Annotated in this window: 21 protein-coding genes and 1 pseudogene; 8 read left to right on the top strand and 14 right to left on the bottom strand. The window is 45.1% G+C overall.

Going from position 1 to position 24,323, the window contains the following annotated elements; translation table 11 throughout:
• Positions 1-32: 32 nt before the first annotated feature.
• From abc-f to pflB, 3 genes are all read right to left on the bottom strand, one after another.
• Positions 33-1,709, bottom strand: coding sequence for a ribosomal protection-like ABC-F family protein (abc-f, locus tag A0126_RS02980; RefSeq protein WP_088836393.1), 1,677 nt, complete (start codon positions 1,707-1,709; stop codon positions 33-35).
• Between the two features lie 272 nt (positions 1,710-1,981).
• Positions 1,982-2,701 (bottom strand): pyruvate formate-lyase-activating protein, encoded by a 720-nt coding sequence (gene pflA, locus A0126_RS02985; protein ID WP_088836394.1) that lies wholly within the window; start codon positions 2,699-2,701, stop codon positions 1,982-1,984.
• A 24-nt stretch (positions 2,702-2,725) separates the two neighbouring features.
• Positions 2,726-4,975 carry a formate C-acetyltransferase gene (gene pflB / locus A0126_RS02990; protein ID WP_088836395.1) on the bottom strand — a complete coding sequence of 750 codons (2,250 nt, stop codon included), beginning with the start codon at positions 4,973-4,975 and terminating at the stop codon, positions 2,726-2,728.
• A 347-nt stretch (positions 4,976-5,322) separates the two neighbouring features.
• Between pflB and A0126_RS02995 the strand changes: the two genes are divergently transcribed.
• From A0126_RS02995 to A0126_RS03005, 3 genes are read left to right on the top strand one after another with little or no spacing between them, the layout of a single operon-like run.
• A complete protein-coding gene (locus A0126_RS02995) occupies positions 5,323-5,754 on the top strand; it encodes a hypothetical protein (RefSeq protein WP_088836396.1) in 432 nt (143 codons plus the stop codon).
• Between the two features lie 28 nt (positions 5,755-5,782).
• Positions 5,783-6,955: a DEAD/DEAH box helicase gene (locus A0126_RS03000; protein ID WP_088836397.1), complete on the top strand. Its 1,173-nt coding sequence runs from the start codon at positions 5,783-5,785 to the stop codon at positions 6,953-6,955.
• Complete coding sequence (locus A0126_RS03005) at positions 6,952-7,596, top strand: hypothetical protein (RefSeq protein ID WP_088836398.1); 645 nt, start codon at positions 6,952-6,954, stop codon at positions 7,594-7,596. The genes A0126_RS03000 and A0126_RS03005 overlap by 4 nt, the downstream gene beginning before the upstream one ends.
• Before the next feature lie 57 nt (positions 7,597-7,653).
• Here A0126_RS03005 and A0126_RS03010 read toward each other — a convergent pair whose 3' ends face one another.
• From A0126_RS03010 to A0126_RS19375, 7 genes are all read right to left on the bottom strand, one after another.
• Entirely contained in the window at positions 7,654-9,444 is a 1,791-nt protein-coding gene (locus tag A0126_RS03010) for a GGDEF domain-containing protein (protein WP_088836399.1), read from the bottom strand.
• Positions 9,445-9,456: 12 nt separating this feature from the next.
• On the bottom strand, positions 9,457-11,298 hold the full coding sequence (locus A0126_RS03015; protein WP_088836400.1) for a GGDEF domain-containing protein: 1,842 nt from the start codon (positions 11,296-11,298) through the stop codon (positions 9,457-9,459).
• 151 nt (positions 11,299-11,449) lie between these two features.
• Complete coding sequence (locus A0126_RS03020; protein ID WP_088836401.1) at positions 11,450-13,342, bottom strand: ABC-F family ATP-binding cassette domain-containing protein; 1,893 nt, start codon at positions 13,340-13,342, stop codon at positions 11,450-11,452.
• Position 13,343: 1 nt separating this feature from the next.
• Positions 13,344-14,042, bottom strand: coding sequence for a lysophospholipid acyltransferase family protein (locus A0126_RS03025; protein ID WP_088836402.1), 699 nt, complete (start codon positions 14,040-14,042; stop codon positions 13,344-13,346).
• A gap of 77 nt (positions 14,043-14,119) precedes the next feature.
• A complete protein-coding gene (locus A0126_RS03030) occupies positions 14,120-14,377 on the bottom strand; it encodes a hypothetical protein (RefSeq protein WP_029332738.1) in 258 nt (85 codons plus the stop codon).
• 39 nt (positions 14,378-14,416) lie between these two features.
• Positions 14,417-14,722 (bottom strand): hypothetical protein, encoded by a 306-nt coding sequence (locus A0126_RS03035; protein WP_088836403.1) that lies wholly within the window; start codon positions 14,720-14,722, stop codon positions 14,417-14,419.
• A 131-nt stretch (positions 14,723-14,853) separates the two neighbouring features.
• Positions 14,854-15,021, bottom strand: a complete 168-nt coding sequence (locus A0126_RS19375; protein ID WP_204251421.1) for a hypothetical protein — start codon at positions 15,019-15,021, stop codon at positions 14,854-14,856.
• Positions 15,022-15,258: 237 nt separating this feature from the next.
• Between A0126_RS19375 and A0126_RS03040 the strand changes: the two genes are divergently transcribed.
• The 5 genes from A0126_RS03040 to map all read left to right on the top strand — a co-directional run bounded on the left by A0126_RS03040 (position 15,259) and on the right by map (position 20,426).
• Positions 15,259-16,113: a S1-like domain-containing RNA-binding protein gene (locus tag A0126_RS03040; RefSeq protein WP_029332740.1), complete on the top strand. Its 855-nt coding sequence runs from the start codon at positions 15,259-15,261 to the stop codon at positions 16,111-16,113.
• Positions 16,114-16,450: 337 nt separating this feature from the next.
• On the top strand, positions 16,451-18,037 hold the full coding sequence (locus A0126_RS03045) for a degradosome RNA helicase CshA (RefSeq protein WP_088836404.1): 1,587 nt from the start codon (positions 16,451-16,453) through the stop codon (positions 18,035-18,037).
• 97 nt (positions 18,038-18,134) lie between these two features.
• The gene (locus tag A0126_RS03050) at positions 18,135-18,401 is read left to right on the top strand and encodes a hypothetical protein (protein WP_029332742.1); all 267 of its coding nucleotides are present in this window, start codon (positions 18,135-18,137) and stop codon (positions 18,399-18,401) included.
• Between the two features lie 73 nt (positions 18,402-18,474).
• Entirely contained in the window at positions 18,475-19,665 is a 1,191-nt protein-coding gene (locus A0126_RS03055) for an EAL-associated domain-containing protein (RefSeq protein ID WP_088836405.1), read from the top strand.
• A gap of 14 nt (positions 19,666-19,679) precedes the next feature.
• Complete coding sequence (gene map, locus A0126_RS03060; protein ID WP_088836406.1) at positions 19,680-20,426, top strand: type I methionyl aminopeptidase; 747 nt, start codon at positions 19,680-19,682, stop codon at positions 20,424-20,426.
• 32 nt (positions 20,427-20,458) lie between these two features.
• Here the strand turns inward: map and A0126_RS19475 are convergent.
• From A0126_RS19475 to menB, 4 genes and pseudogenes are all read right to left on the bottom strand, one after another.
• Positions 20,459-20,700, bottom strand: a pseudogene (locus A0126_RS19475) (transposase); the annotation flags it as partial.
• A gap of 281 nt (positions 20,701-20,981) precedes the next feature.
• Complete coding sequence (menC, locus tag A0126_RS03065; protein WP_088836407.1) at positions 20,982-22,052, bottom strand: o-succinylbenzoate synthase; 1,071 nt, start codon at positions 22,050-22,052, stop codon at positions 20,982-20,984.
• On the bottom strand, positions 22,049-23,422 hold the full coding sequence (gene menE / locus A0126_RS03070; protein ID WP_088836408.1) for an o-succinylbenzoate--CoA ligase: 1,374 nt from the start codon (positions 23,420-23,422) through the stop codon (positions 22,049-22,051). The genes menC and menE overlap by 4 nt, the downstream gene beginning before the upstream one ends.
• 74 nt (positions 23,423-23,496) lie before the next feature.
• A complete protein-coding gene (menB, locus tag A0126_RS03075) occupies positions 23,497-24,321 on the bottom strand; it encodes a 1,4-dihydroxy-2-naphthoyl-CoA synthase (RefSeq protein ID WP_029332747.1) in 825 nt (274 codons plus the stop codon).
• Between the last annotated feature and the right edge of the window lie 2 nt (positions 24,322-24,323).

The raw sequence follows: 24,323 nt of genomic DNA on the forward strand, positions 1-24,323 counted from the left end.
TAAAAGTCAGTTCGTGATGTGACTTCCGTCAATTACACATCAAAGTCGATTTCACCGGTCAGTTCATTCAAACGCCGTAAGTCAGCCCGGATTCCATCCGAATCAGAAGCACGTTGTTCCCGTAAAGCCTTTGTTCCGACAGGATGGACTGTGAAGTCACCGGTCAAGGAAATCGTTCGGTTTGATAAACGATCGGTAAAATAACGGTCATGGGAAACAAAAAGCAACTCACCGGGAAAAACTTCGAGTGCCGCTTCGATTTGTTCCCGTGTCGCAAGATCAAGGTAATTCGTCGGTTCGTCGAGGATGAGTAAATGCGCGCCGGAAAAATAGAGGCGTAAAAAGGCAATCCGGCATTTCTCGCCCATACTCGCTTCAGCGATTGGTTTATAGACGGTCTCTCGCCGAAATAAAAAGCACGCGAGTAGTGTCCGGGCATCTGTTTCCGATATCTCGCTCGTCTCAAGCAAGGCATCAAGTAGTGTGCCGGTATTCGGTAAGGTGGATAGAACTTGAGAAAAGTAACCGACTTTTAAAGTCGGGTGCCGTTTGATGATACCGGCAGATGGCGCCAATTCTCCAAGTAAAAGACGTAATAACGTCGTTTTCCCAGAACCGTTTCGACCAATCAACGCGATTCGATCGCCACGTTGGATGGAGAACGACACATCCTGAAAGAGCCGGCGATGCGGATAGTCGAATGAGAGATCATCGACTGAAACGAGACGTTTCGCTAAAAAATGTTCTCCTTCGAATCTGACATGGACGTGGGACGGCGTTTCCGGTTTTTTGACCCGGTGTTCCAGTAGGCGTTCGAGCTGATTTTCTTTTGCTTTGACTTTTGTCGCATGTTTTGCTGCCTTTTTTTTCGCGTACGGATCTCGTTCACTTGCACTAGCCGTCGCTTTTTGATGCCAATTTTGATATTGACCAATCATCCGGGTGAGTTCTTTTCGTGTTCGTTCTTGCTTCTCATATTGATGCCACTGTGCAGTCCGTTCTTGTTCCTTTAACGTACGGTAAATCTCATAGTTTCCTTCGTAACGTGCCGCTCCTGCTTCAGTCAATTCAATGACGGCGTCAGCCGTCGCATCGATAAAGGCACGCTCATGTGAAACATAGAGAATCGTCGTCTTCGTTTGACGCGTCCACGCGACGAGCCACTCGAGTGTGTCTTCATCTAAATGGTTGGTCGGTTCATCAAGCAGGATGAAGTCCGGTTTCTTCAACAGTAGACATGCAAGTTGAATCCGGGTCTGTTCGCCGCCGCTCAGTGTGTTCAAAGGCTGAAACCAAAGAGATTGCTCGAGTTGAACTTCTTTCAGGACACGTCTCGCATCGGCTTCGAGCGTGAAGGCATCTGCGTCAACGGCAGCCTGGTAGTCGGCCACGGCTTCAGTGGTTAAGGCACGTTCACGTAAGTCGTAACGGGTTACATCCGCCTGTTCGACGATTTGAATTGCTACACTTGTCGAGGGTTCGATTTGTTGGGCTAAGAGCCCGATCCGGTCATACGTGCGATGGATTGTCCCGGTCGTCGGGATGATTTCTTTTAGGATGGCGCGCAAGAGCGTCGTTTTTCCAACGCCGTTCGGTCCGACCAAGGCGACGTGTTCGCCGTCGCGGATGGAGAACGTGACATCGTGGAAAAGACACTGCCCGGCAAAATCGATTTGTAAATCATGGATGGATAATACTTCAGTTGGCATAAGCTCAGCTCCCTTTGTTTCATTTCGGTTGAGATGAAATGAAAACACACCATCCTGAGCGTACGGATGGTGTGCGGGAGTGCAATTCAAAGAAGGTATCCACCTGAAATAGGGAAATACCGAAATTGAGCAGACTCGTAGCGTCAGTCATCCGCAAGCGATTGCGAAAGTGATGAGTTCATTCATCATTAGACGTTAGCGAGTGATTGCTTCATTTCGGTATTGTACCTCCGTTTCATAGACTATGTGTTCAGTCTATCAAGTCACATCAATCATGACAAGTACGAGTTGAGTAAATCTTGCGCGGCAAACGTTTCCTCCGCGGTAGGCGGTAAGACATCTTTTAGCGCATATTCGAGCCCGAGTGCCTCCCATTTATAGACACCTAATTGGTGATAGGGGAGGACTTCAACCCGTTCGACATTTCCGAGTGTTCGAATGAATTCACCTGTTTGCCGTAAAAACGTTTCCGTCATCGTCACGCCGGGGACAAGGACATGGCGAATCCAGACGGGAATGTTTCGTTCTGCGAGCAATTTTGCGAAGGCTAGTGTATTGATGTTACTTCGCCCGGTCAAAATCCGGCACGTCGCATCATCGATGTGCTTGATATCGAGTAAGACGAGATCTGTATAGTCCAGGATTTGATCCAGGTTTTTCGGGACGACCGAACCTGCTGTATCGATGACGGTATGCAAGCCGTTTCGTTTTGCTTCACGCAGCGAGGCTTCTAAAAACTCGGGTTGAGCCAACGGTTCGCCACCGGAGAAGGTCACCCCTCCACCCGTTGCGTCAAAGAAGGAACGATAGCTGTTCGCTTCTTTGATGATTTCTTCCGGTGTTACTTTTCGACCACAACCGAATTCCCAGGTGTCCGCATTGTGGCAATATTGGCAGCGTAGTGGGCAGCCTTGCGTAAAGACGATGAAACGAATACCGGGACCATCGACAGTCCCACAAGATTCGACAGAGTGAACCGTCCCGTAAGTCATAGTGATCAAGTCCTTTCAGAAAAGTTAAAGTGCACCGTGGAATGTACGGTTGATGACATCGATTTGTTGTTCGCGTGTCAACTTAATGAAGTTGACGGCATAACCCGATACACGAATCGTCAACTGTGGATAAAGTTCAGGATGCTCCATCGCATCGAGTAAAGTGGCGCGGTCGAACACGTTGACGTTTAAGTGATGACCACGGGTAGTCGTACCGCCCATATAGCCGTCAAGTAGACCGACTGTATTGTTGATACGTGTTGTTTCATCTTTTCCGAGTGCTTTCGGAACGATTGAGAACGTGTAGGAAATACCATCTAAGGCATGCTCATAAGGTAATTTGCCGACAGAAGTCAACGCAGCGACTGCACCACGTGTGTCACGTCCGTGCATTGGATTTGCTCCCGGTGCGAACGGTTCGCCAGCGCGACGACCATCGGGTGTATTCCCGGTTTTTTTACCGTACACGACGTTTGACGTGATCGTCAGAACAGATTGGGTTGGTAAAGCATCACGATACGTTGGATGTTTCCGGATTTTTTCCATAAAGAGTTCGACGAGATCGACGGCCATTTGATCGACACGATCATCGTTATTTCCGAATTTCGGGAAATCGCCTTCGATTTTAAAGTCGACTGTAATGCCATCCGTATCTCGGATTGGTGTGACTTTAGCATAACGAATCGCTGACAGACTATCGGCGACAACGGATAATCCGGCAATCCCACAAGCCATCGTCCGTAAAATTTCAGGATCGTGGAGTGCCATTTCAATGCGCTCATAACTATATTTATCATGCATGAAGTGAATGACATTCAGTGTATTGACATAGAGCTCAGCTAACCAATCCAATTGTTTATCATAGGCGGCCATGACGGTTTCATAATCGAGCACGTCATCTAAAATCAAGTCGGAAGGAGGGGCGACTTGAATTTTGAGTTTTTCGTCGACGCCACCGTTCAACGTGTAGAGTAAGGCTTTTGCTAAGTTCGCCCGGGCGCCGAAGAATTGCATTTGTTTACCGATTTTCATTGCTGAGACACAACAAGCAATCCCGTAATCATCACCATAAATCGGAAGCATCAAGTCATCATTTTCATATTGGATCGAACTAGACAGGATGGACATCTTCGCACAAAATTCTTTGAAACCACGTGGAAGTTTTGGTGACCATAAAACGGTTAAGTTCGGTTCAGGTGCCGGACCGAGGTTGACGAGTGTCTGCAAGAAGCGGAACGAACTTTTTGTGACGTTCGAGCGACCGTCTTCACTCATGCCGCCGATTGATTCTGTTACCCACGTCGGGTCACCGGAAAAGAGTTCGTTGTAATCGGGTGTCCGAAGAAACTTGACGATTCGAAGTTTCATCACAAAGTGGTCGACAAGTTCTTGCGCGCTCTCTTCTGTCAACCGACCCGTTTGCAAGTCACGTTCGATATAAATATCAAGGAAGGTCGAAACGCGACCGAGCGACATCGCTGCTCCGTTTTGTTCTTTGATTGCTGCGAGATAAGCAAGATAGACCCACTGGAATGCTTCTTGGGCCGTTTCAGCTGGTCGTGATAAGTCACATGTGTAACGTTTACCGAGTTCTGTCAGTTCATGAAGGGAGCGGAGTTGTTCGTTCATCTCCTCGCGATCACGAATCATCGCTTCTGATAAAAATCCACCGTGTGCTTTCAAATCCGCTTTTCTTGCAGCAATGAGGTGAGCTGTTCCATAAAGGGCGACGCGACGGTAATCACCGATGATCCGTCCGCGACCGTAAGCATCAGGAAGTCCAGTGATGATACCGGCTTTACGGGCAGCACGCATTTCGGGCGTATACGCATCGAAAACCCCTTGATTATGCGTTTTACGGTACTCGCTAAAAATCTGTGTAACAGTGTCATCTGATTTAAAACCATACGCTTCTAAGGCATCATTGACCATTCGGATACCACCGTTCGGATGAATCGAACGTTTGAATGGTTCATCGGTCTGTAGACCAACGATTTTTTCGAGTTCAGGATTGAGGTAACCTGGACCGTGCGAAAGAATTGAAGATGGAGTTGCAGCATCAACGGCATAGACACCACCACGAATTCGTTCTTCTTCTGTTAACTGCATGATTTGTTGCCATAACGTGTTGGTTGCATCGGTCGGACCGGCGAGGAACTGATCGTCTCCTGTGTATTCTGAACGATTGCGCCGGATGAAATCAGCGACATCAATCTTTTCCATCCATTCTCCACCTTCGAATCGTTGCCATGCCTGTGTTTTTTCAAGTAACATCATCAACACTCCTTCATTAGTAAGGTCAGCGGTTCTTAATACATCTCTTATGTGAATAGTGTAACAAACAATTCGGGATAGAGGTTTTACGTATATGTGAATCTTTTAACAAATGTAAAAGTGTTGCTATGACTTACTTCACAGTAAATTGTATCAGTCAGTGTCCCGTGTTCAAAAAACAGAAAAAGACTGCTGTGAAAGGATTTTTCTGTAGCTGTATCATTAATTTGTAGTGGAATGGATAGAGACAGAAGCTAGTGTGATAAAAGTCACGCGGCGCTACCTTGTATTTTTAGGACGTATCGTTGACAATGAAAAAGGGAATATAGAACGTGGAGGTGGAGTGAATGGAGTTTTCGCCATTAAAAGAGCAAGCAGACTATCGAACAGGGGACTGGGTTTCCCTAAAAGTATCAACTGAAGGAACAGAACGGATCGGGATGATCACCGAGTTTGAAGACGACGGGTTTTGGCTCCGGTTTGAAGATGATTTTGATTTCGAGGACTTTATCGGTTACGACCAGAAGTACCTCGCACGATTAGTTCGACGCCCAATCGATGTCAGAGCAACTTATCCTGTACTTGCTGGTTTTGAAACACTTGCTGTTGAGCTGCAAGATCGAATGGCGCAAGGTTTCGAAGTGTTAAGTGCAGATCAACAAAATGAGACAGAAATCGTTTTTCATATTCGGTTAATCGATTCTGGAAATGAATATACGCAGACGTTACGCGGTATTAAAACTGAAACCGATGATCGTTTCGAATATGTAACAGAATGATAGACAAGAGAGTAGGAGAAGATACGTTATGAATTTTACTAAACCTTTTATTAATGAAGCGTGGGAACGAGCACGCTTTGAACAAATGATGCCCGTTCAAGAACAAGCCATTCCTCTAATCCGTGAGGGGAAAGATGTCTTAGTCGAAGCGCCGACAGGAACTGGGAAAACGCTCGCTTATGTCATTCCAGCCCTCGAGCGCATCGATCCGAATGAACCACACGTTCAAGTCGCGATTACGGCACCGACACGAGAACTGGTCATGCAAATTCATCAAGTCATCCAATTATTTGCCCAAGGAAGCGGGATTAAGTCAGGTGCGTTCATCGGTGGCGTTGAATTAAAACGTCAATATGAGCGTCTCAAGAAAAAACCACAAATCATTGTTGGGACACCAGGACGCTTAGTTGAGTTGATTGATTCAAAAAAGTTGAAGATGCATAAAGTAAAATTGATTGTTTTAGATGAGGCTGATCAAATCTACGAAAGTGGAATGAGTGCATCAGCGACGCGCATCGCGAACAGTGCGCTTCGTGACCGCCAGTTAGCACTCGTTTCAGCAACATTGCCTGAACGGACAGCAGCATGGGGACGGACACTTTCGAATGATCCAGAAGTCATCCGAGTTGAACGGACGGAGACGACGCAAGTCAAGTTCGGTTACATCGAAACATCCCGTCGTCTGAAACCGGAAATGTTACGTCGTTTGTCTAATATGCAACAGGTCAAAGTGTTGACGTTCATAAACAACCGTTCTTTCCTCGGTCCGTTAAACGGTGAATTAAGCAAGTTTTCGCTGAAATACCGGATTTTAGATGCCGAAAAAGGGAAAAGAGAACGGATGGAGACGTTACGTTCATATAAACGGGGAGAGTTTCCGTTACTCGTCACGACAGGGCTTGCTGCACGCGGTCTGGACATTGATGCCGTCACGCATGTCGTGCATTATGATTTACCGGAATCCCTTGATGATTTTGTCCACCGCTCAGGTCGAACAGGACGTGGGAACGCGTCGGGTATGGTCCTCGCGCTCGTCACGGATCATGATCTGAAACACCTGAAAACATTAGCGAAACAAATGGGTGTGGAAATTGAACCGATGGAGATTTATGGCGGGGAAGTGATTCCAAAGCGTGAAGTCACGGAACCGGAAGCGCTTAAAAGTCCGGCGAAACCACACCGGAAAGGACCAACACGATGAAAAGTGAGCGAAAGATTATCCCGTTTCCGACGACTGTATCCGAAGCAGAGATGAACACAGCGCTCAAAACTTTATATCAAGAAGCAGCCACTGCTCGAAGCACCGATTGGGTCGCATTCATCGAAGAAATCGCGACGGAAGGACGTTGGTATTTAAAAGATGCTGAGTTATTCCGAGACTTGTTCGTCGATTGGGCCATTTTTTATGAGACCGATGAACAAGGGAAAACACCGCATGGTCGTTTTTTAGAACAAGTCAAAGAAGATATGTCTCAAAGTCTGTATCGTGCCTTAAGAGGGCTGGCCGATCCTGTTCCGTCGCTTTTCCTTGTAAAAGAAGACGGCGTCTTCGACATCATGTCGGAACAAACGTATCAGACCGATTTGACAGAGATTGACGTTGCGGTTGGCGATCTGTTAGTCGGCAAACTTCTCTACATTTCAGGCAAATGGCGATTCGCAATCGCCTATATGAAGGTTGCACGGGCACTTGTACCTGAAGTGCGTGTTCTTTTAGCTGATTTTGTCGATGAAGTCGGTGACGACGCACTATTGCGTCAGTATCCTGAATTTTGTGCGGAGTTGATTGACTTATTACTCGATATCGAAGAGGGAAACATTACACCACGACCTGAAGCATAACAGCAAAAAACAAACGTCCATTCAATCCTAAGCTAGGGTGAATGGACGTTTGTTCGTTTAAAAATCTTGATGGTACAGCGCAATATCGTTTTTTTTACGGTTTTTGATGCGATACATGGCGAGATCAGCATGTTTCAGCCAACTTTCTAAATCATCGTTTTCGAAAAATGGAGCGACTCCGATGCTGGCCGAGACATGTAACGTTTGCCCTTTATAAACATAAGGGCGACGCAATAATTGTAAGAAATGTTTACAGCGACGTCGGAGTGAAAGTTCATCTTTCGCTGAAGTTAGCAAGGCGAACTCATCACCACCCAGCCGGTAAACCGACTCTTCGCGTTCGAGGTCTAGACTCATTCTACGAGCAACTTCGATTAAGACATAATCACCAGCTTCGTGCCCATACGTATCGTTGATTAATTTAAAACCGTCTAAATCAAGTAACGCCAGATAGTTTACGGACTGGTCAATCGATAAGAATGTCCGTTCGAGCGAACGACGGTTACCGATACCAGTTAAAACATCATGAAACGCGTGGTATTCAATCCGTTGCTGCCGCTCCTTTTGTTCTGTTACGTCGTGTAAGACTAAGAAATGACCGGCCGATTTTGAAGCGATGTGGATGGGGATTTTTGTTAATTCATATTGGCGGTTAGATTCATCGAGATAACGATTGGAATCAAGCTGTAAGGAAGACTGAAGATGTAAGACTGAGTGAGTGGGTACTTCGATTGACAAGGCAGAAAGCTTAAACGTTGCTTGAGCCGCAAGATTGGCATACGTCGCTGTTTCGTTTTGATCAAAGCGGATGATTGGATCAGGATGACTTGAAAACAGTGGCAGGACTTGTTGCTCACTTTCTTTGATTTGCCGGATCCGGTGTTCGATGCGTTCGGCTAACTGTTCGTTTCGCTCGTTTAACTTTTGCACGAGCAACGTATGTTGCCGAGCGATGATGATTTGTCGAATGATTAGTAACAATAAGATGATGAACACATCAAATTTTTTACCTTCGAGTTCGATGACATAATGTAAAAATAGTGGAATTGCGAGCAAAGGCAGCCAAGTTCTCTGAACGACAGGAGACGCTTGTTTACCTTCAGTGATGTGATCAAGGTGCCATAAGATTGCTGCACTTTGAACAAGACGAATCAATACAGGAGAAAAGACTAAATATTGTTCCGTGAAATCTGGAAAGTATACAGCAGATACTTCATACATGCCACGAATGAACAGTGAAAAGAATAGTAGAGATAACGTCGTTCGGGAAACCCAGTGTGTTTCTTGAACAAAAAAGAAGTAGAAGAGAACAAACAATCCGAGTGAAGTGTTGAGGACGACGATCATATCGTACGGGAACGTACTAGCTGTCGGGTCGGCCAGTTCGCTTAATGTATGAAAAGCAGCAAGTCCTAAAAAAACGACGATGATTAGAGCATCCACGAATGCAAGCAGATGTTGTGAAAAACTCTTTTGTGAAGCAATCCGGTAAAAAAGTCCGATTAAAAATATATAGTGCGAAATGGAGAAACAAATTAAGCTATAACTGTTCGGAAAAGACAGCGTATTACTGAATAAGTTAATGGTTTCAAAAATCGAAGCAGCTAGCGAGAAGATAAGTGAAATGAAGGCGATGATCCAAAATTTTCGTCTTGGCACGACGAGTGACCGTTCTTTTTTATAGGCGATGAGGATGAAAAGTCCGATTAAAAGAAATGACAAGTACTCTAGAATTTGTTCGACAAGGTGGTTCATGAATGAGCCTTGCGTGTATGAATAGAGAATTAAAATCAAAGAAATGATTAGTAGTGAAGGGAACCATCTGATGAAGTAGGGGGATTGTTGCATATGCGTTTCCTCCTAGTTGCGTTTTAGTTGAGCGGCGAACTGAAAATTATTTTTGTTCGTATTTTTAATGTGATACATGGCTTCGTCTGCGCGGATCAAAAGGACATTCGAACTTTTTCCATCACTCGGATAAAGCGAAATACCGATGGACGGTGTGACAGACATCGTTTGATCTTTAATATAAAACGGCTCATTGAGTGATGCGAGCAACTTACTCGCAAATGCAGTCGTCTCATCTTCGTCTCGAACGGTGAATAAAATGAATTCGTCTCCTCCTAAACGGGCGACAAGCTCCTCTCCTTGAATTAGTTGTTGTAGCCGGCCTGCGGTTTCTTGAAGTAATAAATCTCCAGCATCATGCCCGTACGTATCATTGATAGCTTTAAAACCATCTAAATCAACAAACAATAACGATCCATGTCGTATGGTAGGGAGGAGAGTCTGCAATTGTTCTTCAAAAAAGCGCCGATTCGGTAAACGGGTCAAAGCGTCATGATTTCCTAATTTCTCCAACCATTGTTCTTGGCGAACATCTTCTGTGACGTCGGATAAAATGATAAAGACACGTTCTTGATCGGCTATACAAATCGACGTCATCGTGTAGATGAGGTCCTCTTCGTCATGGGGGATATAAAACGTTTTTGATAAGGAAGGGACCCCTTTATTGGCATGTAGCGCCTCCATTACTTGTTTGAAAAGACGGACCTGTTCGTCTTTCAATGACTTCTCCATCCATCCTTCTCGAATGGCTGCAGGATTTCCGGATAGAATGTGACTCGCTTGATTTACTTCAAGTACCATTTGCGGATAGGAGAGGAACAGTGCCTTGAATTCTTGTTCGCGTAACCGAAGTAACTCCGTTTTCTGTGAAACGATGGTTTCCAAATTTTCTTGTAGCGAAGTCGTTTCTCGTAAAAGGCGTACATTTTCGCGATAAGAAAAAAGCTGCCGCGTTAAGAAAAGTAAAAAAGTGGTCGCGATTGTGATGAAGTAGAAGCGTGTCGTGACAGGTGAAAACGTGACATAGGTAATTAACAGTAATAGTAAGATGTATGAAAAAGAAGGACGAAGAATTTGTTCAATCCGAAGTAACAATAATTGTTGTTTAGCGATGATCGGTAAATGCCAAGTTACTAGGAAACTAATGAAAAAATAGCTACTCAGCGGATAGAGCGGTAATAAAAGCATTGCGTAAAAAGTAAAATCGTTCAATAAAAAGCTGTAAAATAAAAAGTTGATCATACCTAATAAAAACGTTCCACCCATTAAAAAACTAAAAGCGAACAACGAGACCGGTTTTTTTAAACCGGAAGCATAGAGTAAGAAAAAGAAAAGAGTCAGGAGAATGGTCAAGAATGAATAGATATCCCAGCTGAGCTGCTCCGCGAACGTTCTTGTGTATTCGGGGATGTATTTAAAAATTGTCAAGTATCCAGCAATCATCGCGACAGTAAAAAGTGTCAATGAATCAAGAATTAAAAGCTTTTGTGAACGGAAATGTTCAATATCCAAAAGACGGAATAAAAAAATGGTAATCGTCAAGAGATGGATTGTATAGGGAAAGTCGAGTAGGACGTTCAAATTGACAGACGTGAGCGAAAAGTAACCACTGACAACTCCACCTAAGTCTCCGATGAAATAAGCACTTACAGCAATGAGGATCCATTTAAGTTCTGGTGAAGGTGTTTTTCTATAAAATAAAATGGCGGCACTCGTAATCAATAAAGACCCGACAAAGCTTGAAAAGACGGCTGTGGGTAAGACGAATGAGTTTGGAATTAAAAGAAGGATGGTATACGAGATAATCAAATAAATGACGATTCCTCCTGTCATTCGTTTGAACGCTTTTGACATGAGAAAACCTCCTGTCTAATGAAAGTAACAGTTTAACTATATAATTCATTACCCTCAATTTGGAAAAAACGTACTTGGAACAGAAGAAAAAAGACCGCATTTTTCCGGAAAGGAAAATATACGGTCAAATAGACAATAAATCAAAAACAAATTATTTTTTATAAGATTCGTACGCCTCTATCTTCTCGGACAAGTAAGACCAATAGTCCATCAGTTGATCGAGTTGGGATTTTCCTTGCTCAATCTTTTGATAGAGTTCATTAACTTGCCCGATATCGCTACCTGCCGAAGCGAGCTGTTGTTCGAGTTGCTCAAGCGCAGCTTCCGCGTTTTCAATCTGTGTCTCAATCGTTGTCCAATCTTGTTGTTCCTGATAAGACAATTTTTTCGGGATGTCGGTTGGAGCAGCTACCACTTCTTTTACCTCAGTCACGATAGCTGCTTCAGGTGTCTCATCCTCACGCTGTTCCAGGTAATCCGTATACTGCCCATAATAAGAGACAATCGTACTATTCTCGAACGCAAGTAACCGATTGACGACACGGTCGAGGAAATAACGATCATGACTGACTGTGATAACCGTCCCGGGGAAGGACTCGAGATAATCTTCAAGAACCGACAGCGTTTCTGTATCTAAATCATTCGTCGGCTCATCGAGGAACAAGACGTTTGGTTCATCCATTAAGATCGTCAACAACTTGAGTCGACGCTTTTCGCCACCGGATAATTTACCAATCGGCTTATACTGTGCTTCCGGTTTGAATAAGAACTGCTCAAGCATCTGACTGGCTGTGATTTCTTGACCATCAAGTGTCGTGATCACCTGGGCGATCCGTTCGACTTCATCGATGACACGACGTTCCGGGTGCGTGAACTCGGCGAACTGTCCATAAAACCCAACTTTGACCGTTTCCCCGTGCACGACTTCCCCTTGAGTCGGTTCAAGTTGTTTCGCTAAAATCGACAACAGTGTCGATTTCCCGCTCCCGTTCCGACCGACGATGCCATAACGTTCTTTTCGACCGAATAACCAGCTAAATGATTCGAACAGTGTTCGTTCACCAAATGTATGACCAAGTTCCGTTGCTTCGATGACTTTTTTACCGAGTCGTGTCGAACCGACTTGTACTTCAAGTGTTGCTTCTTCTTCTTCATAAGAGAGTTCTTGGAGTGCATCGACACGCTGAATCCGTGCCTTTTGTTTCGTCGTCCGTGCCTTTGCACCACGACGTAGCCAAGCGAGTTCACGGCGTAAAATGTTTTGGCGCTTCTCTTCCATTGAAGCAGTCCGTTCGCGGCGCTCAGCTCGCTTTTCAAGGAATGACTCATAGTTTCCGACATAAAAATGGGCCGTCCCGTTCGCGATTTCCATCATGTGATTCGTAACGCGGTTCAAGAAATAACGGTCGTGGGTAATCAACAGAATCGCTCCACGGTATTCCTTGATTTGTGATTCGAGCCAAGTGATCGTTTCTGCATCGAGTTCATTCGTTGGCTCATCGAGTAGTAATAGATCGGCTTCGTCGAGCAAAGCTTCTGCCAAGCCGACACGCTTCCGTTGGCCGCCCGATAACGAACCGATTTTTGCTTCTAAATCTGTAATGCCAAGTCGCGTTAAAATCATTTTAAGGCGAGACTCCGTATCCCAGGCATTTGCGGCATCAATTTCCGTTTGGGCATCGATGAATCGTTTGAGTAACGTTTCATTTGTCGGATCTTGTTCAAGCGCTAAACGAGCTGTTTCATAATGGCGTAAAGCATTGATTGTCGGTGTGTTTCCGGAGAGGAGCACTTCCATCACTGTTTGATCTTCCGGATAATCTGTCGATTGTGAAAGTAAACGTATCCGGTAATCGTTCGGATGATGCAGTTCACCGAAATCAGCTGTCTCTTTTCCTGCTAAAATATGGAGCAGTGTCGATTTTCCTGTCCCGTTGACACCGATAATTCCAATCCGGTCTCCGGGTGTGACGGAAAATGTCACGTCTTCAAAAACGATTTTATCAGCAAATTCTTTTTTTAATTGATCTACTTTAAGTAGCATGTCAGACTCCTTCTACAATATGCTTGATTTGTTGTTCAACAGTAGCGACGAGTTCTTTTTGGGTCATTGTAGCAGGGTCGATGGATGGAAGGATTGTCACATCGACAGTTGCCGGTCGAATCCGACCAGTCTCTTCCATGACACGATAGCTTCCTGAAATGGCAATCGGAACGACGCGTGCACCACTAGATGTTGCTAGGGTGAAGCTACCTGCTTTGAACTCAGCAATCGGTCCGCCTTTCGAGCGAGTACCTTCCGGGAAGATGATCATCGATTGCCCATCTTTGATTGTCTCGACACCGGCACGAATCGCCTTTAAAGACTGTCGGCGATCTTTTCGGTCAATCATGACACATCCCATTAAATTCATCCAGACATTGACGATTGGAATCTTATTGACTTCGATTTTCGAAATAAAGGCTTTGGGTTTTGCGATATGTCCGAGCAAAATCGGGATGTCAAAATTCCCTTGGTGGTTGGCGATGAAGACGACAGGTTGATCAGACGGAATATGTTCTTCCCCTGTCAGACGGACTTTCACTCCAGCTAAGCGAAGGAGCGAATTCGCCCAAACGTGTGCTACTTTTTGTGTATACGCGTAGCGAGCGGCGTGTGTTCGACGTTTTGCGCCAGGCAAAAATGGTAATGTAAGAGGTAATACTAGCCCAAAATGAATGAACCAGATGATCGTGCGTAACATGATGGCATCAAACTCCTTTTTTACTGTGTATTATTATTGTACAAAAAAAGACCAGGTATCGCACCCGGTCTTCTTCTTTATTCCCAGTAACGAGGTTCAGATTCCTCTTCACTCTCGCCGAGTTCGAATGTCAGGCGTCTCGTCGTCGGATCGATGGAAAACGAGGCATTCGTATTATCGATTTGTTTGATTTCCATCGTCTCTTCATCGAGGATGAGTGTCAAACGTACCTTATCTTCGTGATCGACGAGTAAAACACCATCTTCTTTTAGCCATAAGTCGATGACAGGTGAGTAACGAAGTGTCCAGCCGTTGGATAGTGGTATTTCATTCATAATGAATCGGTTCCTCCTAAAAACATGAAGTCAAACTCTTTATTTATCATGCTGTTCTGTCGTTGATAATGCAAGTGATGCGACTGTGTCATTTTGTTCGTAAGACAATTGATAAGAGTGTTCCCGTTTCTTCATACGCTCCAACTGTTTTTTGACGCGGCGGTATTGCATATATTCATGATAACCATGATATGTCGTACGAATTAATTGTCTAAAAGATGAAAGTGAAAGACAAATGGATAGGGTGAAGACGAAAATCCCGACTGAATCGGTATAATATCCCGTGATAAAACTAAGGTATGTACTAATGAGACCCGTAAGCGTCGTAAATAAGTAAAAATACACAGTACTTCCTCCTTCGTGTCACTCTACTAAGTGTGTCTAGTAAAGCAATTCGCTAACGAAGCAGGATTTCCTTTATCGTCCAGTAAAAACTCGGAAACAAATAAAAAAATCTACACGATGAGATGTAGATTTTAAGGTGTATCGATTTGTTGGAGTGCAGGTGTCTTTGGAGACAAATCAGTGCTACTCGACCCTTCAGCGAATACAATTCCAATCGTTGCGAGAAATGCGAAAAAAGCGAATACTAACGTTTTTGTAAAGCGTCTTGCGAAAGAACGCGATTGAATGTCATGAAACATAGTTTTTCCCCCATATTTACCAAAACTAAACCTTCTTTTTCCTATTCTTTTATCATATCTGTTTTTTTCAAAAAAATCACTTAAATCAGATTCGTTCACAAAAATGTCACAACTGTTCGCTTCCATTTGATGTCGGAGATAGGTTGAAAAAGAGTATAGTATTGAAGGTGATGAAAAGAACTTACGGTTAGTTGAGTGTTTCAGCTTAACCAAGTTAATGAAAGGAGATGACCATAAATGGCACTACGTGCAGGACAGGTTGTCACATTAAAAGTAGAGCGTGAAGCAGAATTTGGTGTGTTTTTAAGTGATGGTACGGAGGATATCTTACTTCATAAAAATGAACAGACGAAATCGCTCATGCTAGAAGAAGAGGTCGAAGTATTCCTTTACCAAGACAATGAAGGGCGTCTCGCCTCATCAATGACGATTCCGGAAGCGTCATTTGAGGATTACGTCAAAGCACCGATTAACGGAACACGTTACAATACAGGTGTTTTTGCGAACATCGGAATTCAAAAGGATGTTCTCGTCTCGCTGGACGATCTTCCGCAACGCCGGACATTTTGGCCGGAAGAGGGAGACGAACTTTACATTCGTTTGAAACATGATCAAAAATTACGTTTGTTAGGTGACCCGGCTCCTTATGCCTATTTCAATCTTAAGGCGCAACCGGCACCGGAAGAGTGGAATAACATGGACGTTGAAGGACTTGTCTTTGCCCAGCGTGATCCGGGTGTCAACGTTTGGGTGAACGATCAATCGATTGGTTTTCTACATGAACAAGAGATGGAACGGTGGCCGCGTCTCGGAGAAGTTATGAAATTACGGGTGACAAATGTGAAGCCAGATGGTACAGTATTACTTTCAGCAAGACCACGTGCTCACGAGGCAATCGACATCGATGCGGATTTAATCCTGAACCACCTACTTGAACATGGCGGTCAGATGGCGTATGGTGATAAGACACCTCCTGAGACGATTGATGAGGTATTCGGCCTAAGTAAGGCTGCCTTCAAACGTGCTCTAGGTCGATTGTTGAAAGATAAAAAAATAGAAAAACATGAAACGGGTATTCGGCTAACGAAGTAAGCTAGCCAACTGAACCTACGTTTCGAATAAATAGTTAGGAATTCATCATTTTGGTGGTTGCGGCTGGTTTTAACCGGCGACCATTTCCAAATAAAACCCCATCACTAGTGGGGGCAAGCGGCGCGATTTAAAGCGTTGAACGGTCCGGGCATCATGCCTTTCCCTCGCCCTTATGGCAACGATTATGATGGTGACTTCCCTAAACATTATTATCAGTAGAAATAGCCTCTATCTTTAAGGACGGGCTTCTGCTATAATAGGTAGTCGATTGTATTCGTTACGGTAGCGTCTGTTTAGTGGCAGACGCTTTTCATATGACAAAGGAGAGTATTTAGCATTGACAACATTTCGTGAATTAAATCTTAGTGAGGCACTTATCAAAGGTGTCCTAAAAATGGGCTTTGAAGAAGCAACTCCAATCCAAGCAGAAACAATTCCAGTCGGTCTTAGCGGCGTTGACTTAATCGGTCAAGCACAAACAGGTACTGGTAAAACAGCAGCATTCGGTATTCCGACGATTGAGCGTCTTGACGCAAAATCGCGCCATATCCAAGCGTTGATCCTTGCACCGACTCGTGAACTTGCGATTCAAGTAGCAGAAGAACTTAACCGCATTGGTGAAATGAAACGCGTTCATGCATTGCCAGTATACGGTGGTCAGCAAATCGATCGTCAGATTCGTGCACTTCGCAAGAACCCACAAATCGTCGTTGCGACACCTGGTCGTCTAATGGACCACATGAACCGTAAAACATTAAACCTTGACCACGTTCAAACAGTCATCTTGGATGAAGCAGATGAAATGTTGAACATGGGCTTCGTGGAAGATATCGAAAAAATCTTAGGTACACTTCCGCCAACTCGTCAAACACTCTTGTTCTCTGCAACGATGCCACCGCAGATTCGTAAAATCGCGGATCGTTTCATGACAACGCCAACGCACATCAAAGTAAAAGCAAAAGAAATGACAGTCGAAAACATCGACCAATCATTCATCGAACTAAAAGAAAGCCAAAAATTCGATGTGCTTTGCCGCTTGATTGATACAGATTCTCCAGAACTTTCAATCATCTTTGGTCGTACGAAAAAACGTGTTGACGAAATGACGGAAGGACTTATCCAACGTGGATACACGGCGGACGGTTTGCACGGTGACTTAACACAAGCGAAACGTGACCAAGTCATTCGTCGCTTCAAAAAAGGAACAATCGATATCCTTGTTGCGACAGACGTTGCAGCACGTGGACTTGATATTTCTGGTGTTACACACGTTTACAACTTTGATGTACCACAAGATCCAGAGAGCTACGTTCACCGGATCGGTCGTACGGGACGTGCTGGTAAAACGGGATCAGCAATCACGTTCGTTACACCACGTGAATTTGGTCAAATCAAAACAATCGAACGTGTAACAAACAAAAAAATGTCACGTCGTCACGCACCGACACTTGACGAAATCTTGGAAGGCAACTTGAAGCTTGCTGCACAAGAACTCATCAAACGTGTAGAAGCGAAAAACTCACAAGAGTATACAACACTCGCGCAAGAACTTCTTGAAGAGTATGAAGCGGTTGAATTAATCGCAGCAGCGCTTAAAGGATTAACGAAAGAGCCGGATGCAACTCCAGTTCAAATTTCGTCAATCGAACCAATCCGTGTCAAACGTTTTGGTAGCAACGGTGGCGGTGGTAACCGTCGTCCTTACGGCAATAAAGGTGGATCAGGTTCTGGTTCTTCTAACCGTGGTGGCGGATACCGTGGCAGCAACCCGCGTGGTGGGGAGCGCCGTGAAGGTGGTCGTCCTTCTGAAGGAAACCGTAGTTCATCGTCATCAGATCGTCGTGAAGGTGGATACGCTGGTCGTAGCAACCGTAGCGAAAGTGATCGTAACCGTGGCGGACGTAAACCACGTTTTGAAAAGTAAAAAATCCGAACCGATTTGTCACAGACAAGTCGGTTCTTTTTTATGAATTCTCATGATAAAATGAGCAATGAAAGATATAGAGAGGGCTGAATCGTTCGTGTATACCATTTATGCAGCAGCATTCATTTGTCTGATTGGACTGCTCATCGCAACTAAAAAAATTAGCGAGCAGACGACAAAAGGACACTTTCGTTATATCCCTTTAGCGACGTTATTGTTTGGCGGGATTATTTTTCTCGTCTTAGCGATTGGTAAGGGTGGTGCTACAGGCATTCAATACGGTGTTCTGAGCATTATCTATTTAACGGCGACATTTGGTGTCTATTTGTACATTGCGTTAAGAAAAGATACAACGTTATTTTAAAGACGGGGCCTCTCTGATTACAGGGTGGTCTTTTTTTTGATAAGATAGAACAAGAGAATAGGGGGGGAGAAGAATGGATGCATTAGATGTCATTGTTCATCCCGAACAGATTGAGGCGTGGTTCCAACCAATTGTTGGAGCGGCACCTTTTAAAGTGGAAGGGTATGAAATCCAATCTCATTTTCGCGGTGAGCCGCTGAAGCCATTTTTTCAAGAAGATGATGTACCAATTGAATACCAGTTAGAAGTCATGAGTCATGTCATTCGCCATGCTTTTCAAAAAGTCCCGGCCGATGCGCATTCATTTGTCTTAATCCGCTGTCGACCTGATTGGTTATTCGAAAATGGTGGTGAAGATTTTTTGAGTATCTTACGTGACGCACAGATCGACTTTCCGGAAGACCGGTTATATGTCACACTGACCGATGTCCAAGTGGATGACTTTGATCGACTCGGACGAATCGTTGCGTACTATCAAAACTCTGGCTTAAAGGTTGCGCTTGATCGTGCGGAGGCGACGAGCTTAGAACGCGTTTTTGCCATGTCGCCGGACATGCTGATTGTCGACTTATCTTCGATGATTGAGAAAAAAACCGTTTCAGCGAGCTATCCGCACCTGTTACAAACGATGGAACACTTATGTGACCAGCTCGGTGCGCCACTTCTTTACAAAAATATCAGCCATCTTGGTCAACTTCGGTATGCATGGCAACATGGTGGGCGCTATTACATGGGAAATCTACTCGGTGAGACGACACCTGACTGGGTGACGACATGCCCAGGCATGGAAATCTTATTACATGAAGTGCCGATGTTCTATAAATATGACCGGGAACAGATGAATCGTTTGTTCCAGCTCGAACAAGACTGGACGGTTCGGTTTAATGAGTACTGCCAGTCGTTAAAAGCAGATGAAGCATTGGATGAATGGCTAATTAGGCTGGCCCAAAAGATGGAACCCGAATTCATTCGCTTTTACATCACAGACGCGAATGGCTTTCAAAAATCATCAAACGTTAGTAAAAAGAGCGGTGGATGGAAAACATATGCGTTTTACAAAGGTTATAACTGGAGTTTTCGACCGTACTTCATTCGGACTACGGTTGCGATGGAACGACGGCATACGGGATACCTCTCTGATCGATACGTCGATTTCAGTTCGAGTGAACAAACGCGAACGTTCAGTATGCCGCTAAATAATGGGATGTTCTTATTTGCTGATATTTCAGCAAGTTATTTATATCAAGAACGGTTAAGTGAATAAGGAGGAAATGAAACATGTTGGATTATGATTATGATGCACTACGTGAGATTGGGCGCATCGTCGCCATTGCGCGCGATGAAATGGCGGATGCTGTCAAACCAGGAATTACAACGAAAGAGCTTGATGATATCGGAGCGCGTATTTTGAAGGAACATGGAGCGGAATCAGCACCGATCGTCATGTATGATTTTCCTGGAGCAACGTGTATCAGTGTCAATGAAGTCGCGGCTCATGGTATTCCTGGTGCATATGTCATTCAAGAAGGCGATATCGTCAACGTCGATGTCTCGGCAGTCAAAGATGGCTACTATTCAGATACAGGTAAAACGGTGATTGCAGGCGAAGCGAAGCGTCCTGAGCACGTCCGACTGGTCGAGGTGTCATTGTCTGCCCTTGAAAAAGGACTTGAGAAAGTCAAAGCAGGTACGAAAGTCAATCAAATCGGTAAAGCAATCTATGCGGAAACACGCAAAAATGGCTTTACGGTCATTCGGAATTTAGCTGGACATGGATTAGGAAAAACGTTGCATGGTGAACCGGAGTCGATTTCGAATTACTTCAACCGAGAAGAAAATGATTTATTGAAAGAAGGACAAGTCATCGCAGTCGAAACGTTTATCTCGACGAGCGACGAATTTTGTATGGAAGATGAAAAGGATGGCTGGACACTGTACACGCCAAATAAAAGTTTGGTTTCACAGTTCGAACATAGCGTCGTTGTCTTGAAGGATGGATACGAAATCTTGACGAAGGCAGACTAAAAAAAGCGTCGTTCCGCAAAGGGACGGCGCTTTTAGAATGTAGATTGTAGACAAACCCTCATTTCCACTTGGAAATGAGGGTTTGTCTTATGTATGTGTAAAAAATATGACACTACATTAGGATTCCGACTGAAATTCCATGACCAATTGGCCAATTTTTTGAGGTTCAGGGTAGCAAAAGTGAGCATTGCCTGAATCGTCACTTTTTTAACCCGAGGTAGCGAGTCCAACGTATGCCATGCTTTTCTGTCGCGTCCGCCAAGACACGTTCAATTATAATATGAAGGAAGGCTAAAAAAACCTCGGTTTCCGATCTAATCGCTTCCTAGTGGAAAGCAAACAGGAGCGACCCTGCAGCTTCGCTGTAGCGGCGCGATGTTTGCCACAGGAAGACGATTAGGAAGGAAAGAGAGAACAAAAAAAGATGGAAAATCACATTCAAGTGACCTGCCATCTAGTTTGTCTACATAGGTATGCCGTTTTATCGCGTCTCGCCCAAGGAAAGCAACGGAAAAGGTAGAAGCTTTTTTTGCGCAATGCGAATTCTTAACGTCTTCAAAGAACGATTTTAGACCGGGTAAGCCGATTTAACCGCTCGAGTGAAACCTCGTGCTCGGCGTATGGAATGTGACCGTTCCCGATTCGATAGTCGACTTCAAGGAGATCTTCGGCGAAATAATGATCGGTTCCAGCCATGTCAATCGGATACGCTAGACCAGGTAGTGTAGCGAAAGCAAGCGTCTGCCGACGCCCGATTCCACTCTCGAACATTCCACCGAGCCAGTACGTCGCTTTATCTCTTAATGCTAGGGCGTTCGTCAAGCCTCCGACGCGTGCCGGTTTAATGTTGATGATTTGACCTGCACCGAGTGAGAGCATTAAGTCAGCGTCAGTGACCGTTTGGATCGATTCGTCCAAACATAAAGGAGTCGAGAGCAGTGACGCAGCATATTGATGCGTCAACCAATCATCTGCCCGAAATGGTTGCTCCATCATGATTAATCCATACTGATCCCAGTCCTGCAGGAGATTCATCTCGGAACGGGTGAAACTTCCGTTGGCATCAAACATTAAAGGCGCATCAGGAAATTGTTTTCGAACGTGCGCTAAGACGGAGGTATCCGTTGGGTCTAGCTTTAGCTTGATACGCTGAAAACCGTCCTGTAACGCGTCCTCAACGGCACGTACCGTCTTGCTGGCTTCCGCGCGACCAAGTGCTTTTCCGCAAGCGATGGCTTTGTTTTCGTCACCTCCGAGATACGTGGCAAGCGTTTGGTTACTCGCGCGAGCAAACAATTCATAGACGGCGCCGTCGAACATTGCTTTTGCCATCTGGTTTCCTTGAATCGGGTGAAAGCGTGTTGCGACTTCTGACGGATGATTGAGCGGTCCTTTAAGCAAGCGATAGAGGACGGGGGCTAAGGCATGAATCGAATCTTGTGTCTCGGCGGTATACCACGGTGTCTCAAAGGCGACACCTTCCCCGTAACCGATGTTGCCTTCTGTGTCCGTCAATCGGAGAATCGTCGTCCGGCGATTGCTTAAGGTAGTGAGTGCCGTTTTCATCGGCTGACGGAATGTTAATCGGACATCAAATACTTCTGCACTTCGAAGCGTAATCTTCATACGAAGTCCTTCAGTTGATGACGCAGCAGTTTTCCATTCGCATTCCGTGGCAGAGCGTCACGATAAACATAGGCGACGGGACATTTATATTTGGCGAGTAACTGACTGATTGCTTGACGGACGATCGATTCATCGACAGCGCTGACGATAAACGCAACAGGGACTTGTCCCCAAGTCGAATCAAAGCGACCGACGACACCAGCTTCCTTGATTCCGTCAATCGAGAGCAGGGCAGATTCGACTTCAGCCGGATAGACATTCTCACCGCCTGAAATGATTAAATCGCTTCGCCGATCGAGAACGTATAAATAGCCTTCTTCATCTAAACGTCCAAGGTCACCTGTCTTGAGATAGCCGTCTGCGGTAAAAGATGCTACGGTCGCTTGCTCATCTGAAAAATAACCTTTCATGACGGTCGGTCCTTTGACTTCGATTTCTTGATGGCGTGTGATTCGGATATCGGTCGGGGCAATTGCTTGGCCGGCAGAACCGATTTTTCGTAACGCATCTTCCGGCAATAGTGTCGCAATTTGCGAAGCGGTTTCTGTCATCCCGTATGTTTGCATGACGGGAATCTTTCGATCGAGGGCGCGAGTCAAAATCGGTAAAGGGACCGGTCCACCGCCCGTCAAGACGACACGTAAATCATAGCGACGCAACCCTGCTTCAAGCAGCCGATCCAACATGACAGAAACGAGGGAAACATGGGTAATCCGTTCATTTTTAATCCATTCAATCGTTTTCGTCGGGGCGAAATGAGGTTCAAGGACGATAGGGGCGCCGTAGATGACAGCACGGTAAACGACAGCGAGACCACTCATATGAAACAGTGGGGTAACAATTAAGAAGCGATCATCCGTCGAGGAACCGATATGACGTGCTGCATTCATCGCACTTGAAAAGTGATTTAGCATTGTCTGTTCAACTGCCTTAGCCCGACCTGTCGTTCCGCTCGTAAAGAGCATCGATTGGACATAGTGTTTTGGCATATGTCGAACGATGATGTCAGGTGCCGTGTTCACATAGTGGAACGGTAAAATCTTGATATCGGTATCTAGCGTCCGGTCGGAGATGACATATTTGACTTGTGCTCGTTTTAATTGATCATCCAGTTCGCGCTGACTTAAGCGGACGTTGAGTGGGACGATTGTTAATTCAAGTAGTTGTGCCGCATGGATGGCAATGATATATGACTGACTTGCAGGACCATAAAGAGCAATCCGGTCACCACGCGAAAGGTGGCTTGCCCAGGCACTTGCTAATTTGTGTGCTGCCGTATATAATTCCTGCCAAGATAAGCGGGCTTGATCTGTGACTAGAGCTAAGTCGTTAGGTTGTTCCTTAGCGCGTGTATAAATCCAAGGGTACACCGGAAATCACATCCTTTCTTCAAGATGATACGAAAAAGGTTCAAACGTCTCACGACATTGAACCTTTTTTCGTATTATGGGAAACGTGGGAATTGACCGAAGTCAGGATCACGTTTTTCTTTGAACGCATCGCGTCCTTCTTTTGCTTCGTCTGTTGTGTAGTAGAGTAATGTTGCATCTCCAGCAAGTTGCTGAATTCCAGCAAGACCATCAGAGTCTGCATTGAGCGCTCCTTTTAAGAAACGAAGAGCTGTTGGTGAATGTTGAAGAATCTCAGAACACCATTGGATTGTTTCTTGCTCAAGATCAGCAAGTGGAACGACCGTGTTGATGAGTCCCATGTCGAGTGCTTCTTGAGCACCGTACTGACGGCAGAGGAACCAAATTTCACGCGCTTTTTTATGGCCGACGACACGAGCCAAGTAACCAGAACCATACCCTGCATCAAATGATCCAACTTTAGGACCGGTTTGTCCAAACTTCGCATTATCAGCAGCAATCGTTAAGTCACAGACTAAGTGTAAGACGTGTCCGCCACCAATTGCATAACCAGCGACCATCGCGATGACCGGTTTCGGGATAACACGAATCAAACGTTGAAGGTCAAGGACGTTCAAGCGTGGGATTTCATCTTCACCGACGTAACCACCATGTCCGCGAACTTTTTGGTCTCCACCTGAACAGAAAGCGAGATCGCCTTCACCTGTCAAGATGATGACACCGACGTTTTGGTCGTCACGCGCACGTGAGAACGCATCGATTAATTCATGGACCGTGTGTGGACGGAACGCGTTGCGCACTTCAGGACGGTTGATCGTAATTTTAGCGATCCCATTCCATTTTTCGTATTTAATGTCTTCATAACTACGGACTGCTGCCCATTCTGGAGCATATTTCATCT

Source organism: Exiguobacterium sp. N4-1P, assembly GCF_002214325.1.

Bases quoted from the DNA above. Each gene is read 5' to 3' on its own strand.
- A0126_RS03015 (WP_088836400.1), bottom strand. From the start codon at position 11,298: ATGTCAAAAGCGTTCAAACGAATGACAGGAGGAATCGTCATTTATTTG.
- A0126_RS03000 (WP_088836397.1), top strand. From the start codon at position 5,783: ATGAATTTTACTAAACCTTTTATTAATGAAGCGTGGGAACGAGCACGC.
- A0126_RS03030 (WP_029332738.1), bottom strand. From the start codon at position 14,377: ATGAATGAAATACCACTATCCAACGGCTGGACACTTCGTTACTCACCT.
- A0126_RS03020 (WP_088836401.1), bottom strand. From the start codon at position 13,342: ATGCTACTTAAAGTAGATCAATTAAAAAAAGAATTTGCTGATAAAATC.
- pflA (WP_088836394.1), bottom strand. From the start codon at position 2,701: ATGACTTACGGGACGGTTCACTCTGTCGAATCTTGTGGGACTGTCGAT.
- A0126_RS19375 (WP_204251421.1), bottom strand. From the start codon at position 15,021: ATGTTTCATGACATTCAATCGCGTTCTTTCGCAAGACGCTTTACAAAA.
- A0126_RS03055 (WP_088836405.1), top strand. From the start codon at position 18,475: ATGGATGCATTAGATGTCATTGTTCATCCCGAACAGATTGAGGCGTGG.
- menB (WP_029332747.1), bottom strand. From the start codon at position 24,321: ATGAAATATGCTCCAGAATGGGCAGCAGTCCGTAGTTATGAAGACATT.
- A0126_RS03040 (WP_029332740.1), top strand. From the start codon at position 15,259: ATGGCACTACGTGCAGGACAGGTTGTCACATTAAAAGTAGAGCGTGAA.
- abc-f (WP_088836393.1), bottom strand. From the start codon at position 1,709: ATGCCAACTGAAGTATTATCCATCCATGATTTACAAATCGATTTTGCC.
- A0126_RS03025 (WP_088836402.1), bottom strand. From the start codon at position 14,042: ATGTTACGCACGATCATCTGGTTCATTCATTTTGGGCTAGTATTACCT.
- menC (WP_088836407.1), bottom strand. From the start codon at position 22,052: ATGAAGATTACGCTTCGAAGTGCAGAAGTATTTGATGTCCGATTAACA.
- A0126_RS02995 (WP_088836396.1), top strand. From the start codon at position 5,323: ATGGAGTTTTCGCCATTAAAAGAGCAAGCAGACTATCGAACAGGGGAC.
- map (WP_088836406.1), top strand. From the start codon at position 19,680: ATGTTGGATTATGATTATGATGCACTACGTGAGATTGGGCGCATCGTC.
- pflB (WP_088836395.1), bottom strand. From the start codon at position 4,975: ATGTTACTTGAAAAAACACAGGCATGGCAACGATTCGAAGGTGGAGAA.
- A0126_RS03005 (WP_088836398.1), top strand. From the start codon at position 6,952: ATGAAAAGTGAGCGAAAGATTATCCCGTTTCCGACGACTGTATCCGAA.
- A0126_RS03010 (WP_088836399.1), bottom strand. From the start codon at position 9,444: ATGCAACAATCCCCCTACTTCATCAGATGGTTCCCTTCACTACTAATC.